This is a genomic window from Nocardioides daphniae (genome assembly GCF_004777465.1).
Lineage (GTDB): Bacteria > Actinomycetota > Actinomycetes > Propionibacteriales > Nocardioidaceae > Nocardioides > Nocardioides daphniae.
Genome location: NZ_CP038462.1, coordinates 2,607,977 through 2,623,931 on the forward strand (window position 1 = coordinate 2,607,977; position 15,955 = coordinate 2,623,931).

Genomic DNA, 15,955 nt, shown 5'->3' on the forward strand with positions numbered 1-15,955 from the left:
GGCTCGGCGGGGACAGCTCAGTAGAGCGCCGGGCCCACGTGCGGGACCCAGCTGTCGGTGACCAGCTCGCGCACGGGCCGCACGGAGGTGTCACCCGCCTCGAGCGCCGCGACCACGGGCACGTCGCCCACCAGCACCTGCACCCAGCGGGCGCGGGCGGCGAGCTCGAGCCGGGTGCCCTGCCCCGGGCGTACGGTCACCCGCAGCTCCTTGAGCGCGGTGCCGTCGGCAGCACGCTGCACCACGCGCACGTTGGACGGCTTCTCGGCCCCGGCCAGCACCAGGCGCTGGTCGCCGCCGGCGACGGCGAGCGCACCCGACTCGGCGAGCAGGGCGGCCGCCACGGCGTGGGTCAGCCGGTTGCCGTCGCGGGACCGCAGCAGGCTGGCGACCGGGGCGTCGGCCTCGACGCGCAACGCCACCAGCCCCTGAGCGGCCTGCGAGCGCAGGAACCGGCCCAGGTCGACGGTCACGGTCGCCCCGGCCGGGACAGGGACCTCGGACAGGTCGGTCGGCGCGAACTCGCTCTCCGGCGTGACCGCCTTGAGCCGCACGCGGGTCTCGTCGTCACCGGGGTTGGTCAGCACGAGGGTGCGTTCCCCTCCCCCGCGGCGTACGCCGGGGAGGAAGGCGTCGGTGGCGGGCTCCGCGACCGCCGGCAGCCAGGTCGTGGCCCGCTCGTCGCTGCCCAGAGGGTCGACGCGGTCGACGATCGAGGAGGCCAGCCGGCCCCGGGTGACCCGGAGGTGGAGGGTGACGTCCTCGCGCTCGGGCATCACCTCGGCCAGGTCGAGCGCCAGCTCGTCGCGGGCGCCCACGGCCACGCCCCGCAGCGCCGGGACCTCACGGATGCCGCCGGCGGCGTGCACGACCACGTCGGCGATCGCCGGACCACCGTCGGGGTTGACCAGCCGCAGGACCGAGGAGTGCTCGGGCCCGGCGCCGACACCGGCGAACCAGACGTCGCTGGCCGGGCGCAGGCAGTCGGTCGCCAGTCCCCCGCCGGTACGGGCGGCAGCCAGGCCCGAGGCGGTCGGCCCCTCCCCGCGCAGCAGGAGCGTGTCGGACGTACGCCGGGTGGCCACCGACCCCGCGGAGAGGGTCAGGTCCTTGCCACCCGTACGCAGCGCTCCCGCCACGTCGGTGTCGGCGAGCGCGGCCTGCACCAGGTCGGCGCCACCCAGCGCGGGCGGGCAGACCAGCACCGTGTTGGTGAGCGGCGTCGCCGTCGGAGGCTGGGCCGCCTCCTCGGTGGGAGCAGGGTTGACGGTGGCCAGCAGCGCCACGGTGAGCAGCGGGATGCCGAAGGCCAGCAGGGTCAGCGGGTCGACGGCGCGCTGCCCCGGGGCCGACGAGCGGCGACGGTCACGGCGCTGGGGGCGCTCCGCGGAGCGACGGGAGTCGGTGCTCATGCCTCGGACCTCGATCGGACGAGTGTGGGGGCCGCCGCAACCAGGGCGAGCAGCCAGGCGGCGCCCTGGAGGACGAGCAGCAGGACGCGACCGACGCCGACCTCGCTCGAGACGCCCGCCACGGAGGTCTCGCGGTCGACGCGCCAGGCGCGGGTCGAGCGGTCCTCGGCGCTGGCCTGCACGAGTCCGTCGACGGCGTCGAGCCCGGCCGAGAGGCGGCCGTCGACGGGCGACGGGAGCACGACGTACTCGACGCCGCGCTCGGCCAGCGCCTCGACGTCGCGAGGGCTGGGGGCGGAGACGAGCCGGGTCACGAGGTCGGTCATCGCGCCGTCCTCCGCGGTGAGGCCGAGGATCTCGTCCTCACCGACGGTGACGCCGTCGCCACGACGTACGCGGTAGCTGACGCCCTCGTCGACCGAGCCACGCACCACCAGGACGCCGTGGTCGTCACCGGTGAGCGAGCTCTGCGCCATGTAGGCCGGGACGACCTCGACCCGGTCCTCGTCGAACGCGGTGTCGGCGCCGAGCCACCAGACGAGCCCACCGACGGGCACGGCCACCGCGACCACCGCGACGACCAGCGCGATCGCCCGCTGCCACAGCGGGTGCGGGTCGCCGGAGAGGCGGCGTACGAGGGCCCCGGTGCCGAGCGCGGCCGCGACCACGGCGACGCCCTGCAGCACCACGACGAAGAAGCCCATGCTGGGCGGGGTGGAGGTCGCCGGCAGGTCGAGCTCGACGAGGCCCAGCACCGCCACCACGCAGGCGGCGGGCAGGGCGATGAGCCACCCGATCATCACCGGCACACGGGTGGAGTGCGGCGCGATCGCCAGCACGGCCAGCACCGCCACCGCGGGACCCCGAGCCACCACGGCGCACCGAGGTCGGAGAGACGCCCGGTCACCAGGTCGGTGAAGTCGACCGCCGCGACGGGCAGGCGGCCGGCCTCGAGCAGCATCCCCTGCCCGGCGCCGCTGCCGAGCAGCGGCAGGAACCACGGCAGGAGCAGCAGCGGCACGAGGCCCAGCGCGACGGCCGGAGGCCCCCAGGCCGAGCGCTCACGCAGCAGGCGGGGGCTGATCGCGAAGGCGGCGGCGACGACGAGGGCGGCGGCGAGCAGCCCGAAGAGCCAGACGCCCGGGACGAAGGCCGAGCAGAGCGCCAGCAGCAGGCCGGTGCGCCAGGCCGCCCGCCAACGCCGCTCGGGGTCGGGGTCGGCGAAGCCGATGGCGGCGTGGGCCAGCCACGGCAGCAGCGCGGCGAGGGCGACGGTCCCGAACCTGCCCTCGCCCCAGGCGCCGGAAGTGGCCGGCACCAGGGCGTAGGTGATCGACCCCCAGACCAGCACCCAGGTGGAGAGGCCACGCGGGTCGACGAGACGACCGACGAGGCGCAGGAGACGCCAGGCGCCCCACAGCGCCACCGGGACGGCCAGCAGCATCAGGCCGCTGACCACCGCACCGGCGCTGCCGCCCAGGAAGAGGCCGGCGACGGCGAAGAGCGCCACGTACGCCGGCGCCGGGACGTCGCTGCCCGTGCCGAGCGGGTGGCGGGACTCGACGTGGAGACGCCACCAGTCCCCCGCCCCCTGCGGCACCGGGGAGAGCGCACCGCCCTGGATCTCGCCGAAGGCGGAGCGGGCAGCGACCAAACTGGCCACCACGAAGAGGCTGAGCACCAGCGCCACCGGGTTGGTGAAGAAGCGGGTGACCCACCCGGAGTCGGCGTACATCTCCTCGTCGTCGGAGTCGTCACCGTCGGTGCGCCGCGACTCCTTGACCGCCTGGAGCGGGGCGAGCGCGGGCGAGGCCTCGATCTCGGCGGCCAGGGCCGCCTCCTTCGCGTCGCGCCGCCGGTCGGCCAGGTCCTGGGCGCTGCCGGCGACGGCCGAGGCCAGGTCGGAGACCGTGTCGAGGCCGTGGCGGTAGGGCAACCACCAGGGCGGACGCAGCGCGCTGACGTCGCGGGGGCTGTCACCCCACCTCGCGGCACGCTCCTTGCGGGCGGCGCGGACGACGCCGGGGTGGGTGTAGATGTTGAGCAGGGCAGCCAGCTCGTCGAGGGCCTGGCCGACGGCGCGCACGCCCAGCAGCCCCAGCACCCGGAGCAGGCTGCCGAGGAGGAGCCGGATCGTCTGGCCCAGCAGGCGCCGTGACTCGACGTTGGCCAGCAGCGTCAGGAGCGCGGCGCGGCGCTCCTGGTAGTGCGGGTGGCGCCCGGTCAGCGCGGTGCGACGGAGGCCGCGACTGGCCGCCTCGGCGTGGAAGACGACGGCCTGGGGCACGACGTACGTGCTGTGCCCGGCGCGGGCGGCCCGCCAGCCGAAGTCGATGTCGTTGCCGAAGACCGGCATCCGGTCGTCGAAGCCGCCCAGCTCCTCCAGCACGCGCCGGCGCACCAGCATGCCCGCTGTGTTGACCGCGAGCACCTCGCGCTCGACGTCGTGCTGGCCCTGGTCGTACTCGCCGCGCTCCAGGCCGGTCTCGCGCCGGCCGGTGCCCGACAGGGTGACGCCGAGCTCGAGGAGCCGGCGCAACGAGGGCCACTCGCGCAGCTTGGGGCCGAAGATCTCGACCTCGGGGTACTCCTCCGAGGCAGCCAGCAACCAGGCCAACGCCTCGGTGTCCGGCGCGGAGTCGTCGTGCAGCAACCAGATCCACTCGTCGTCGCCGGCGGGCGGGAGCGCCGCGAGGGCGGCCCGCACCGCAGCGGGGAACGAGGTGGAGGCCGGCTGGTCGACCACGCGGGACTCACCGAGGGCAGCCACCAGGAGGTCGCGCGACTCGTCCTTGCTGCCGGTGTCGACGGCGAGGCAGCGATCGGCGGGACGGTGCTGGCTGCGGATCCCGTCCAGGACGTTCGGCAGCCACCTCGCCCCGTCGTGGCTGACGAGTACGGCGGAGACGGTCACCGGACAACCCTAGGGAAGGGCCCCACGGCCGTGCGAATCGAGCACGGATGGCCTGGACGGGTCGCAGAGGTCAGACGGCGCGCTTCTTCAGCTTGCGGCGCTCCCGCTCGGAGAGGCCACCCCAGATCCCGAAACGCTCGTCGTTCATGAGCGCGTACTCCAGGCAGTCACTACGCACGTCACACGTGAGGCAGACCTTCTTGGCCTCACGGGTCGATCCACCCTTCTCCGGAAAGAAGGCTTCGGGGTCGGTCTGCGCACAGAGCGCTCGATCCTGCCACCCCATCTCTTCGGTGTCGGCATCGAGGAGAAACAGTTCCCGCATCAGCCTTCGCCCTTTCGACCCAGTGTCCGGCCTTCTCCCCGTCGTGAGGACCGTTGGAACAACACTAGTGGAATTACATGCCTGTCGCAGGCGTAAGTCAAGCCCGATCCGAGGAAGTCCGGGGTCTCCTGCGTGTCGCAGATGGGTTCAGGCAAAGATATGTCGTATGCGTGACATCACGGTTCTCTCAGGTGGTATGGGAGGCGCGAAGTTCCTTCGCGGCCTGCTCCACGGCATCACCTCCGGGACCCTCCCCCACATCGATCCCGACGCCCGCGTCACCGTCGTCGCCAACACGGCCGACGACATCTGGCTGCACGGCCTGAAGGTCTGTCCGGACCTCGACACCGTGATGTACACCCTCGGCGACGGCATCGACCCCGAGCGCGGCTGGGGCCGTCGTGACGAGACCTGGAGCGTCAAGGCCGAGCTCGAGGCCTACGGCGTCGAGCCGACCTGGTTCGGGCTCGGGGACCGCGACGTCGCGACCCACCTCGTCCGCACGCAGATGCTCGACGCGGGCTACCCGCTGTCGAAGGTGACCGAGGCGCTGTGCCGACGCTGGCAGCCCGGCGTCACGCTGCTGCCGATGACCGACGACCGGGTCGAGACCCACGTCGCGATCGCCGACCCCGACAGCCCCAGCGGGCGGCGGGTCATCCACTTCCAGGAGTACTGGGTGCGGCTGCGGGCCCAGGTGCCGGTCGAGACGCTCGCCTTCGTGGGCCTCGACCAGGCCACCCCGGCCCCCGGCGTGCTGGAGGCGGTCAACGACGCCGACCTGGTCGTCCTGCCGCCCTCCAACCCGGTGGTCTCGCTCGGCACGATCCTCGACGTGCCCGGCGTCCGCGACGCCGTGCGTACGACGCGTGCGAAGGTCGTGGGCCTCTCCCCCATCGTCGGCGGCGAGCCGGTGCACGGGATGGCTCGGCAGATGCTCACCGCCATCGGCGTCGAGGTGAGTGCGGCCGGCGTCGGCCGCCACTACGGCGCGCGGCGCAACGGCGGCCTGCTCGACGGCTGGCTGGTCGACGAGTCCGACGCCGATGCGGTGCCGGCGCTGCAGGTCAGTGGCCTGGACGCGGCGGCCGTGCCCCTGATGATGACCTCGCCGGAGGCCACCGCGGCGATGGCCGCGGCCGCCGTGCGGCTCGTGGCCGGCGCCTGAGGTGCGCGGCATCGAGGTCACCGCCCCCGACGGGGTCGGCGAGGTCACCGTGGGCACCGACCTGGCCGCCCTGGTCACCACCCACCTCGACCTCGTCGACGGCGACGTCGTCGTGGTCACCAGCAAGGTGGTGAGCAAGGCCGAGGGCCGGACCGTCGTCACCGGCACCGGCGAGGCCGGCGAGGCGGCTTACGAGGAGGCACTGGTCGCCGAGACCCGGCGCGTGGTCGCCCGTCGCGGCCGACCCCCGCATCGTCCGCAACCGCCTCGGCCTGGTGATGGCCGCCGCCGGCATCGACCGCTCCAACGTCGAGGTCGGCACGATCGTGCTGCTGCCCGCCGACCCCGACGCCTCCGCCCGGCGGCTGCGCGAGCGGCTGCGCGAGCTGACCGGCGCCAACGTGGGCGTCGTGGTGACCGACACCGCCGGCCGCGCCTGGCGCGACGGGCAGACCGACATCGCCATCGGGGCGGCCGGCCTGGACCCCAGCGAGGAGTTCGCCGGTCAGGTCGACCCCTACGGCAACCCGTTGGCCGTGACGCTCCCGGCGGTGGCCGACGAGATCGCGAGCGCCGCCGAGCTCGCGCAGGGCAAGCTCGGCGGACGGCCGGTCGCCCGCCTGCGCGGTCGCCCCGACCTGGTCCTGGCGCCCGGCGCGCACGGCCCCGGCGCCGCGTCGCTGCAGCGCGAGGAGGGCGCGGACCTCTTCGGCTTCGGCGCCCGCGAGGCCGTCGTGGTGGCGCTCTCCGGCGAGACCGACCTGCACCCGGTCTTCGGGGCGCCTGCCGCGCCCGAGGAGGTGGCCGACGCCTTCGCCCGGGTGAGCCCGGGCGCCGTGCTCAGCCCCACCGCGAGCGGCTGGGAGCTGCGCACCGTCGCGCCGCTGCCGACCGCCGCGCTGCGCGCGCTGTGCGTGGCCCACGGCTGGAGCGCCACCGCAGGCGACGCGGATTCGGTCACGGTCGCCCACGTCTCACCCCTGCGTACGTAGAATCGCCGCGACGCTCTCCCCGAGACTGAGGAACGACCCATCGTGGCCAAGCAGGACAAGACGAGCCGCCAGGCCGTCATCGACGAGATCCGCAACTCCCAGAAGGCTGCCGAGCGACGTCGCGGCGGCATGATCGTCGGCGTCGCCGTCGTGCTGGGTCTGCTCATCATCGGCGCTGCGGCGTGGAAGCCCATCACGGACTCCATCTCGGCGCGCGAGTTCAAGGAGAAGGAGCTCTCCACGATCGGCGCGAAGGCCGACGTCTGCCAGGACGTCACCACCAAGCCGGCCGAAGGCATGCAGGACCACGTCGCCCAGGGGACGGAGATCCCCTACGCGGACGCCCCGCCGGCCTTCGGCACCCACTACGACTCGTGGGAGCCGATGGAGCGCAAGTTCTACGGCCCCGACGACCGCCCCGAGCTCGGCTACCTGGTGCACAACCAGGAGCACGGCTACACCCTGCTCTGGTACAACGAGAAGGTCGCCGACGACGCCGCCCAGATGAAGGAGCTGCGCGGGACCGCCGCCCGCTTCGACGGCGACGACATGCGCAACAAGTTCAAGGTCGTGCCGTGGACCGCCGAGGACGGCGACCCGTTCCCCGAGGGCCAGAACATCGCCCTGACCCACTGGTCGGCCGGCGGCACCGGCGAGAGCGGCACCGCCAAGCAGGTCGGCGCGTGGCAGTACTGCTCCGAGTTCAGCGGTGAGGCCCTCGAGGACTTCATGACCGAGTACCCCTACATGGACTCGCCGGAGCCCCTCGGCGGCTGAGCCAGCTCAGACCAGATCGTCGTGGCCGTCCTCCTTGAGGGCGGCCACGATCGATTTCACCTCCTGGGCGCGGGCCTTGGTGGTGACCAGGACGGCGTCGGGGGTGTCGACGACCACGACGTCGTCGAGGCCGACCACCGCGACCGTGCGACCTCCGGCGGGCACGACCAGGCCGGTGGCGTCGTGCGTACGCACCCGCGCGGCCTCCCCGATCACGCGCACCGCCGCCTCGTCACCGGCCAGGGTAGCGAGCAGGTCGCCGAGCGAGGAGAAGTCGCCCACGTCGTCCCAGGTGAAGCGTCCCGGCACGCAGGCCACCCGGCCGGCGGCTGCGGCGGGCTCCGCGACCGCGTGGTCGATGGCGATCTTCGGCAACGTGGGCCAGAGATCCTCGAGCCTCTCGGGGGCCGCAGCGATCGCGCGCAGGGCGCCGGTGAAGTCGGCGTCGGTCTCGGCGAGCAGCTCCAGCAGCACCGTGGGACGCACCACGAACATGCCCGCGTTCCACCGGTAGGCGCCGGAGGCGAGGTAGCCGCGGGCCACCTCGAGCGACGGCTTCTCCACGAACTCCTCGACCCGGCTGGCGGCCAGGCCGGGCAACGGCTCACCCGCGCGGATGTAGCCGAAGCCGGTCGCCGGCCCGGTCGGCTCGATGCCGATCGTCACCAGCCAGCCCTCGCGGGCGGCCTCGACCGCGGCGGTGACGCACTCCTCGTACGCCTGCTGGTCACCGATGACGTGGTCGGCCGCGAAGGAGCCCATGACAGCGTCCGGGTCGATTCGCTCGAGCATCGCGGCCGCGAGCCCGATCGCGGCCATCGAGTCGCGCGGCGACGGCTCCGCCACCACACGGTCGTCGGCGAGACCGGGCAGCTGGCGGCGCACCGCGTCGGCGTGGGCGGCACCGGTGACGACCAGGCAGCGCTCCCCAGCCAACGGCGTGAGCCGGTCGACGGTCGCCTGCAACAGGGTGCGGCCCGCCCCGGTCAGGTCGAGCAGGAACTTCGGCGCGCCGGAGCGCGACAGGGGCCACAGCCGGGTGCCGGCGCCGCCGGCAGGGATCACGGCCCAGAAGTTGTCAGGCATGGCAGGAGGGTAACGGGCGTCGTCGGCGATGGGCGGCGCGTCTACGCTGACCCGATGACCTCCACCTTCGCCGCCGCCCTGGAGCGTCGGGTCAAGCACTCCCCCGGCGACCCTCTCGTCACCTTCTACGACCACGCCACCGGCGAGCGCGTCGAGCTCTCGGCGGTGACCTACGCCAACTGGGTGGCCAAGGCCGCGGGGCTGCTCAGCGACGAGCACGACCTCGAGCGCGGCATGCGGATCCGGCTGGACCTGCCCGCGCACTGGCTGGGCACGGTCTTCCTGGGCGCCGCCTGGACCGTCGGCCTGGTGGTCACCGACGGCGACGACGTCGACGTCGTCGTGTGCGGCCCCGACACCGTCGACCAGTGGGCCGAGCGGGCCGATGAGCTCCCCGTACTGGCCTGCAGCCTGCTCCCGCTGGGCGTACGCTTCCGCGACCCGCTGCCGGGGGGTGTGCACGACGTGGGCATCGAGGTCTGGAGCCAGCCCGACGCCTTCACCGCGTGGGACGCGCCCACCGGCGACGACACGGCGTACGCGTGGGGCGGGGAGCAGGGCACCCTCACCGACATGGTGGAGGCGGCCGCCACCGGGAGTCTCCTCACCGACGGCGGCCGCCTCCTGACGGTGGCGAACCCGACTTCCCCATCAGGTGTCGCCACCTTCATCGAACCTCTCGTGAGAGGGGGCTCGATGGTCCTGGTGGCCAACGCGGACCCCGAGCGACTCGAGGTGACCGCGGAGCAGGAGCGGGTGACCGCGCGAGCCTGAGCGGCGCGGCACCGGCTCATCCGGCCAAGTCGTAGGCCCCCATTCCCTCACCCAGGAGGCGACGGCCGGTGAGGCCGCTCGACGACGCGGTGAAGAGGTAGAGCAGGCCCGTCTTCCTGTCGCGAGCGATCAGGTCGGTGCCGGCCTTGGCCAGGTGGGCGTCGCTGATCGCGACCTTCCAGTCGTACAGCGTCGGGTCGTAGACCGAGGAGGTCTTGAGCCGGCCGACTGCTCCGGCGAAACCGGTGGCGGGGACGCCTGCGGCGATCGCCTTGGCGCCACGGCCGGCGTAGAAGACGGTCTTGCCGGAGACGGTGCCGAGCAGGTCGGGCATCTTGTCGCCGTCGATGTCGCCCACGGCCTCGAGGTTCTTGACGTCGCCGAAGCCCGTGCCGATGCGCAGCGGGTTGGCCAGACGGCCGGTGCCGTTGCCGCGGCGCAGCTGCAGCGCACCGTCGTCGCGGATGCTGATCACGTCACCGTGTCCGTCACCGTCGAAGTCGCCGGCGTTGATCACCGCGGTGATCCCCTTGGCGGTGGTGCCGGTGCCGACGGGTCGGCCCAGCTCGAACGTGCCGGGGTTGGTGAGCACGACCAGGGAGTCGCCGCGTCGAGCCACCACGTCCGGGAGGCCGGTGGCGGTGATGGCGCCGACGGAGAGGTTGGTGATGTTCTTGCGGACGCCCAGCGGTCCGAGCGGCAGGCCGAAGGTGCCGTTGCCGCGACCCGGCAGCACCTGGAGGGTGCCGTTGGAGGTGCGCACCAGCAGGTCGGTGACGCCGTCGCGGGTGAAGTCACCGCCGCCCGCGACCGTGGTGCTGGCCGGCCAGGAGCCCGGGGTCAGCTTGTGGCTGGTGATCGCGTTGCGCCCTGCGCCGCGAATGGTCCAGGCGGTGCCGGAGGCCTCGCGACCGATCAGGTCGGGACGGCCGTCGCCGGAGATGTCGCCGACCGCGGTGAGCGAGGTGTAGCGCTTGACGGTGCGCTTGAGGCTGACCTTCCAGAAGCCGCCCTTCTTCTTCTGGATGAAGCCGACGAGCATCTTCGTGCGCTTGTCGCGGCCCACCAGGTCGGCCAGGCCGTCGCCGTTGAGGTCGCCGTACGGCACCAGCAGGTCGTGGTTCTTCGTGGCCAGGATGCGGCGGTTGGCTGCGGCGAAGCCGCCCTGGCCGTCGCCGGGGTGCACGCTGGCGATGCCGGCCGAGTCGATGGAGACGACGTCGGCGCGACCGTCACCGGTCAGGTCGGAGGAGATGAAGAACTTGCCGCGGGCCTTCCAGCCGGCCGAGACCGACTTCGGGGCACGCAGGCTCGAGGTGCCGCCGGTCGGGATGATCAGCAGGCGGTTGTCCGACTTGCGGCGCACGACGAGGTCGGGGTGCGGGGTGCCCACCAGGTTCGAGTGCTTCACCGGGGTGGAGTACTTCGGCGCGGGATCCGGCGTCGGCGTCGGGGCCGGCGGCGTCACCACGGCGCCGCCCTGCGCCGACTTGGCGATCTTGCGGATGTCGCCGAGGCGGGCGTAGAGGTGCTTGCCCGGGCAGGCGTGCTGCCGGCGTCGCGGTGACCGTTGATCGCCTGGAAGGTGCCCTTGCCGACCTTCTGCTTCGTCGAGGAGGCGTCCACGCCGGCCAGGCTCAGCTTCCACGCCATCAGGGCGCCGTAGGCGTCGACCATCGACTGCGACGGCTTGGCGGTCTCGAAGTTGCCGATCGCCGACATCGCGAACGCGTAGTCGTTGTAGCCCAGCGTGTGGGCGCCCACGACCGCCTTGTCGACGCCGCCGTAGCGGCCCTCCCAGATCCGACCGAAGCGGTCGACGAGGAAGTTGTAGCCGATGTCGCTCCAGCCACGCGACTTGGTGTGGTACGCGTAGATGCTGCGGATGATCCCCGGCACCTCGTCGGCGGAGTAGTCGTTGGCGTTGACCGTGTGGTGCACGAAGCCGGCGCTGATCGTGCCGTAGCGCAGCGACGACTTGTCGCGCAGCTTCTCGTTGGCGCCCCACTGGGCGCGCGAGTAGATGGTGGGCTTGACGGCGGTCTTCTTCTTGGCCGCGCTCAGCTCGATGTCGCCCTCGGCCTGCCCCTCGCCGGCGGCGGCGGGAGCCTGCGACTCGATGGCCGGCCCCTCCTCGCGGGTGACGGTCGCACCGGGGTCGACCACGGCCAGCGACATGCCCTCGGGCAGCTCGCCCGCGGCGTCGGCCCGAAGCTCAACCTCGTCGACGTCGCCGACGATCAGCGCGTCGGTGCCCGCACGGGCCAGCTCGGCGTCGGGGCTGCCGGCGTCCGGAGCGTGGTCGTCGTGGTAGGTGAGCTCTCCCCAGCCGCTCCACTCGCCGCCGACGCGCGTGCGCACCTGGAGCGCGATCTCGCCCTCGGCGACCTCGGCGTCCTCGTCCCACGTGACACCCACGGCGCCGTAGCCCTTGACCGGCGCCTTGACGGTGGCCTCGACGACCTCGTCGGCGTCCACGTCCTTCGACAGGCCGTGCGCGTGGTCGCGGGAGTCGGTGTGGTCGTGCGCGTCGGGCGTCGCCTGCTTCGGCGCAGCCGGCTTCTCGGCCTTCTGCCGCGACGGCTTCTTCGCGGCCGGCTTCTTCGCGGCCGGCTTCTCGGCCTTGGCCGCACCGGAGGTCACCGCGTACTCAGTGACCTGGGGCTCCACGGGCGCCACCGGGACCTCGGAGGTCGCGACGCTGGCGGTGTCGACCGGCGCGGAGGTCTCGACGGAGGGCTGCTGAGGCACCAGGTCGAGGGAGACCACGTTGGTCGCGGGAGCGAGGACGGCCACCACGACGCCAAGGGCCAGAGTGGTCTGGCAGGCAGTGATGAACCGGGCTTGATTCGTACGCATAAGGGCTACTCCAGTGCGGGGGAAGAGTCACACAGTGAGCAACTTTCACATGAGTCACAGGAGCTTGGCGAGCGAAAGTGAGTAACTACAACGGTGTAATTTCCACTCGCCACGCCGAGCGACACGCACTTTGTCAACTTTCCGAGCCCCAGAATGGCTCAGAAACGGCCCGCCGGTGGCTAGAACGCGCCGAAAGGTAAAAACGAGGCCGAACCCCCATCAGGGGGTCCGGCCTCGTTCGGGACGTCGGTGCTTCAGACGTCGGCGCCCAAGCCGTCGTCGGTCTTGTCGCCCCCGACCTTCGAGTCGTCGTCGTCGTAGTGCAGGAAGTGGATGCCCTCGTCCACTCCCCCGTCGAAGACGAGCTTGCCCTTCTCCAGGACCAGCACGCGGCTGCAGAGGCTGCGTACGGCGCCGGGGGCGTGCGAGACGTAGAAGATCGTGGTGCCCGAGTCGCGGATCTCGTCCATCTTGTTCTTGCACTTGCGCTTGAACGGACGGTCACCCACCGCCAGCGCCTCGTCGGCGATGAAGATGTCCGACTCCACGTGGATCGCCACCGCGAAGCCGAGGCGCGCCTTCATGCCCGAGCTGTAGTAGGTCACCGGGGTGTCGAGGAACTTGCCCAGGTCGGCGAACTCGACGATCTCGTCGAACTTGCGTCGGGTCTCGGCCTCGCTCATCCCCAGGATGGCGGCGTTGAGCCAGAGGTTGTCGCGGCCGGAGAGCTGGGGGTCGAAGCCGGCACCGGTGGCGATGAGACCGGCGATCCGGCCACGGGTGAGCACCGACCCGGAGTCAGGGCTCATCACGCCGCTGATCAGCTTGAGCAGCGTCGACTTGCCCGATCCGTTGAGGCCCATCAGCCCGATGGCCTCGCCCTGCTGGACGTCGAAGCTGACGCCGTCGACCGCATTGAAGGTGTCGTGCGTCTTCATGCCACGCGCCTTCGCCAGCGCCATCTGCTTCAAGGAGCGGTGGTACTGCATGCGGAAGGTCTTCGTGGCGTCGCGCACCTCGATGAAGTTGGTCATCTCAGAGCCTCTCCGCCACGCGCTTCTCGTACTTGCTGAACCACAGCTGCGCCAGTACGAGGAGCAGCAGGGAGGCGCCCATCATGATGCCGCCGCGTGCCCACAGGTCGTCCGGGAAGTGGTTGTCGATCAGGTACTGCGGGTCCGGGCCGGTGCCCACCCAGAAGCAGCGCTGGAGCAGCAGGACCGCCTCGGCGACCGGGTTGAGCAGGTAGATCTGCGAGCCCAGGTCGCCGAACCGCTCGTGCACCATCGTGTACGGGTAGATCATCGGCACGCTGAAGGTCGTGAACTGCGTCAGCGTGCCCACCACCTTGCCGAAGTCACGCATGAAGACGTTGAGCACGCTGAAGAAGAGAGCGAGCGCCAGACCGAGCGGGATCAGGATCCCGAAGGCCAGCAGGCCGGCTGCGACCCCGACCAGGTCGGGGGTCCAGCCCAGGAAGACGCAGGCGACCAGCAGGATCACCAGCATCGGTCCGGTGTGCCACAGCGCCACCAGCATGCGCGAGACCGGGAAGAGCTCCTTGGGCATCGCCAGCTTGCTGATCAGCCCTCGGGCTCGCACCAGCGCGGCCGTGCCGCCGTTGAAGGTCTCTGTGAAGAAGTGGACCAGGATCATCCCGGCGAAGAGGTGGATCGCGAAGTTCGGCAGGTCGTCGCCGCCACGGCCGATCGCGACCTGGAAGACGAAGTAGAACATCGCGAACCGGACGCCCGGCTGCAGGTAGCTCCAGGTCCACCCCAGCGCGGTGCCCTGGTAGCGCGACTTGATCGTGTTGCGGACCAGCATGCCGAGCAGGTAGCGCTTGCGGAACACCTCCAGCAGGCCCGAGTTCGCTGCCGGTGGCGCGAGGGGAGGAAGCTCCTCCCCTCGCATCGACGGGGCCTGGCTCATGCGTCCGTCGGGCTCTCGGTCGACCCGGCCTCCGTCGACATCTCCGTCGACAGCTCATTCGACATCCAGGGGGCGAAGGTCTTCTCCCACTCCGCCGGCGAGGTGATCTCGCCCAGGGCGTCGCGGTACTCCTGAGCCAGGCGCGGCCACTCCTTGCGCAGGCGCAGGTGGATGTCGACCGTCTTCTTGAGCAGCTCCTGGTACTTCTGCGGGTCACGCTGGTAGAGCGCCGCCGAGGTGCCGTCGGGCATCGAGACGATCGCCGAGTCGAACTTCGCGATGCGGTACCACTGCGAGTCCATCGCCGGGAGCTCCGCCTCGGGGTTGACCCGCGAGCTAGGGCGGACCGGGAGCATCGCCCGGATCGGCGCCTTGAGGGCAGCGATCTTGGTCTGCAGGCCCGTCGGCACGGCCGTCTCGTCCTTGCCGCGCCTCGGCGGCTTGTGACGGCGTACGGGCGGGAAGGCGTCGGGGTCGGCCTGCAGCTGCGCGTCGGTGAAGGGCTTCACGACCTCGCGGATCTCGGGCAGCTTGGTGGCGAGCTCACCGTGCAGCGCACGCGGCCCGGCCAGGACGTCCTCGAGCGCCTTGTGGCGCAGCTCGACGGTCGAGTACTGCATCGAGACGATGTGCTTGACCTGGTGGTTGAACGACTCCAGCACCATGCGGCCACCGTTGGGGTAGACCGAGTGGAGCAGGGCTGCCACGAAGCGGTTGCGCTGGTGGAAGTACGACTGCCAGTCGAGGCCGTCGTTCTTGTCCGTCCACGGCACGTGCCAGACCGCGGCACCGGGCAGCGTCACCGTCGGGTAGCCGGCAGCCTTGGCACGCAGGCCGTACTCGGAGTCGTCCCACTTGATGAAGACGGGCAGCGAGAGACCGATCTCGTCCAGGATCTGGCGCGGGATCAGGCACATGAACCAGCCGTTGAAGTCGACGTCGATGCGCTTGTGCAGCCAGCGGGTCGAGCGCAGGTTGCGGGCGCCGAAGTCCCAGTCGCCGAAGACGCCCGGGGCCGACTGCCACCAGAAGCGGTAGGGCTGGACGATCTCGCCGTAGGAGTGCAGGCGCGAGCGCGAGTAGATGCTGAACATGTGGCCGCCCACGATCGTGGGACGACGGGCGAGGTCACCGAAGGTGACCGCCCGGATGATGCCCTCGGGCTCGCAGATCACGTCGTCGTCGAGGCACATGAAGTACGTCGCCGTGCCCTTGCGCACCGACTCCAGCTGACCGCGGGCGTAACCGCCGGATCCGCCCAGGTTGCCCTGCTCGATGACCCGGAGCTTGTCGCCCAGGGCCTTCTCGGCGGCCGGGAAGACCTCGGAGCCCGTGACGGGCTGGGTGCCCTGCTCCATCACCAGCACCTCGTCGAGGTAGGGACGCAGGGAGTCGTCGTCACCGAGCTGGTGCAGGAGGTTCGCGCAGAAGTCGGGGCGGTTCATCGTGGTGATGCCGATGTCGACCGTGCCGTGCTCGGCGCGGTCGGCGGGGACCTCGGCGGTCCACTCGGCCGACTCCACCACGACCTCGGTGTCGGCGGAGACGACGTCGTACCAGTAGAAGCCACCGTCGACGAACGGCTTGAGGGGCAGCGCGAACTCGAAGATGCCCTCGGCCTCACGACCACCGGGGACGGTCTCGACCCGCTGCGAACGACCGTTGGCCATCGAGCGGAAGACGTTGACCTGGGCCGGGCCACCGCTGATCCGCACG

At 71.7% G+C, this 15,955-nt stretch carries 14 protein-coding genes and 1 pseudogene; 5 read left to right on the forward strand and 10 right to left on the reverse strand.

Going from position 1 to position 15,955, the window contains the following annotated elements:
* Positions 1-17: 17 nt before the first annotated feature.
* From E2C04_RS12840 to E2C04_RS12855, 4 genes are all read right to left on the reverse strand, one after another.
* Positions 18-1,412, reverse strand: a complete 1,395-nt coding sequence (locus E2C04_RS12840; protein ID WP_135832888.1) for a DUF5719 family protein — start codon at positions 1,410-1,412, stop codon at positions 18-20.
* Positions 1,409-2,284, reverse strand: coding sequence for a hypothetical protein (locus tag E2C04_RS12845; protein ID WP_135832889.1), 876 nt, complete (start codon positions 2,282-2,284; stop codon positions 1,409-1,411). The genes E2C04_RS12840 and E2C04_RS12845 overlap by 4 nt, the downstream gene beginning before the upstream one ends.
* Positions 2,212-4,326, reverse strand: coding sequence for a glycosyltransferase family 2 protein (locus E2C04_RS12850; protein ID WP_135832890.1), 2,115 nt, complete (start codon positions 4,324-4,326; stop codon positions 2,212-2,214). Before E2C04_RS12850 ends, E2C04_RS12845 begins: the two co-directional genes overlap by 73 nt.
* Positions 4,327-4,396: 70 nt before the next feature.
* Positions 4,397-4,651 (reverse strand): WhiB family transcriptional regulator, encoded by a 255-nt coding sequence (locus E2C04_RS12855; RefSeq protein ID WP_135832891.1) that lies wholly within the window; start codon positions 4,649-4,651, stop codon positions 4,397-4,399.
* Positions 4,652-4,817: 166 nt separating this feature from the next.
* On the opposite strand from E2C04_RS12855, the gene cofD reads away from it, so the two are divergent.
* From cofD to E2C04_RS12870, 4 genes and pseudogenes are all read left to right on the forward strand, one after another.
* Entirely contained in the window at positions 4,818-5,819 is a 1,002-nt protein-coding gene (cofD, locus tag E2C04_RS12860) for a 2-phospho-L-lactate transferase (RefSeq protein WP_135832892.1), read from the forward strand.
* A gap of 49 nt (positions 5,820-5,868) precedes the next feature.
* A pseudogene (locus tag E2C04_RS20055) lies at positions 5,869-5,955 on the forward strand (hypothetical protein); the annotation flags it as partial.
* 142 nt (positions 5,956-6,097) lie between these two features.
* Positions 6,098-6,811: a coenzyme F420-0:L-glutamate ligase gene (locus E2C04_RS12865; protein ID WP_238694521.1), complete on the forward strand. Its 714-nt coding sequence runs from the start codon at positions 6,098-6,100 to the stop codon at positions 6,809-6,811.
* 42 nt (positions 6,812-6,853) lie between these two features.
* Positions 6,854-7,588, forward strand: a complete 735-nt coding sequence (locus E2C04_RS12870; protein WP_135832893.1) for a DUF3105 domain-containing protein — start codon at positions 6,854-6,856, stop codon at positions 7,586-7,588.
* A 6-nt stretch (positions 7,589-7,594) separates the two neighbouring features.
* Here the strand turns inward: E2C04_RS12870 and E2C04_RS12875 are convergent, their stop codons facing one another.
* The gene (locus tag E2C04_RS12875) at positions 7,595-8,674 is read right to left on the reverse strand and encodes a mannose-1-phosphate guanylyltransferase (RefSeq protein ID WP_135832894.1); all 1,080 of its coding nucleotides are present in this window, start codon (positions 8,672-8,674) and stop codon (positions 7,595-7,597) included.
* 54 nt (positions 8,675-8,728) lie between these two features.
* Here E2C04_RS12875 and E2C04_RS12880 point away from each other — a divergent pair, with 54 nt between their 5' ends.
* The gene (locus E2C04_RS12880) at positions 8,729-9,448 is read left to right on the forward strand and encodes a TIGR03089 family protein (protein WP_135832895.1); all 720 of its coding nucleotides are present in this window, start codon (positions 8,729-8,731) and stop codon (positions 9,446-9,448) included.
* A gap of 16 nt (positions 9,449-9,464) precedes the next feature.
* Here the strand turns inward: E2C04_RS12880 and E2C04_RS20060 are convergent, their stop codons facing one another.
* From E2C04_RS20060 to E2C04_RS12905, 5 genes are all read right to left on the reverse strand, one after another.
* Positions 9,465-10,919 carry an FG-GAP repeat domain-containing protein gene (locus E2C04_RS20060; protein ID WP_338088844.1) on the reverse strand — a complete coding sequence of 485 codons (1,455 nt, stop codon included), beginning with the start codon at positions 10,917-10,919 and terminating at the stop codon, positions 9,465-9,467.
* Positions 10,913-12,247, reverse strand: coding sequence for a peptidoglycan recognition protein family protein (locus E2C04_RS20065; RefSeq protein WP_135832897.1), 1,335 nt, complete (start codon positions 12,245-12,247; stop codon positions 10,913-10,915). Before E2C04_RS20065 ends, E2C04_RS20060 begins: the two co-directional genes overlap by 7 nt.
* A 314-nt stretch (positions 12,248-12,561) precedes the next feature.
* On the reverse strand, positions 12,562-13,341 hold the full coding sequence (locus E2C04_RS12895) for an ABC transporter ATP-binding protein (protein WP_135832898.1): 780 nt from the start codon (positions 13,339-13,341) through the stop codon (positions 12,562-12,564).
* A gap of 1 nt (position 13,342) precedes the next feature.
* Entirely contained in the window at positions 13,343-14,239 is an 897-nt protein-coding gene (locus E2C04_RS12900; RefSeq protein ID WP_135832899.1) for an ABC transporter permease, read from the reverse strand.
* Positions 14,236-15,909 (reverse strand): glycosyltransferase, encoded by a 1,674-nt coding sequence (locus E2C04_RS12905; protein ID WP_275106505.1) that lies wholly within the window; start codon positions 15,907-15,909, stop codon positions 14,236-14,238. Before E2C04_RS12905 ends, E2C04_RS12900 begins: the two co-directional genes overlap by 4 nt.
* Positions 15,910-15,955 lie beyond the last annotated feature (46 nt).

Coding starts and splice junctions, on each gene's coding strand:
- E2C04_RS12840 (WP_135832888.1), bottom strand. CDS start 1,412: ATGAGCACCGACTCCCGTCGCTCCGCGGAGCGCCCCCAGCGCCGTGAC.
- E2C04_RS12855 (WP_135832891.1), bottom strand. CDS start 4,651: ATGCGGGAACTGTTTCTCCTCGATGCCGACACCGAAGAGATGGGGTGG.
- cofD (WP_135832892.1), top strand. CDS start 4,818: ATGCGTGACATCACGGTTCTCTCAGGTGGTATGGGAGGCGCGAAGTTC.
- E2C04_RS12865 (WP_238694521.1), top strand. CDS start 6,098: ATGGCCGCCGCCGGCATCGACCGCTCCAACGTCGAGGTCGGCACGATC.
- E2C04_RS12875 (WP_135832894.1), bottom strand. CDS start 8,674: ATGCCTGACAACTTCTGGGCCGTGATCCCTGCCGGCGGCGCCGGCACC.
- E2C04_RS12880 (WP_135832895.1), top strand. CDS start 8,729: ATGACCTCCACCTTCGCCGCCGCCCTGGAGCGTCGGGTCAAGCACTCC.
- E2C04_RS12895 (WP_135832898.1), bottom strand. CDS start 13,341: ATGACCAACTTCATCGAGGTGCGCGACGCCACGAAGACCTTCCGCATG.
- E2C04_RS12900 (WP_135832899.1), bottom strand. CDS start 14,239: ATGAGCCAGGCCCCGTCGATGCGAGGGGAGGAGCTTCCTCCCCTCGCG.
- E2C04_RS12905 (WP_275106505.1), bottom strand. CDS start 15,909: ATGGCCAACGGTCGTTCGCAGCGGGTCGAGACCGTCCCCGGTGGTCGT.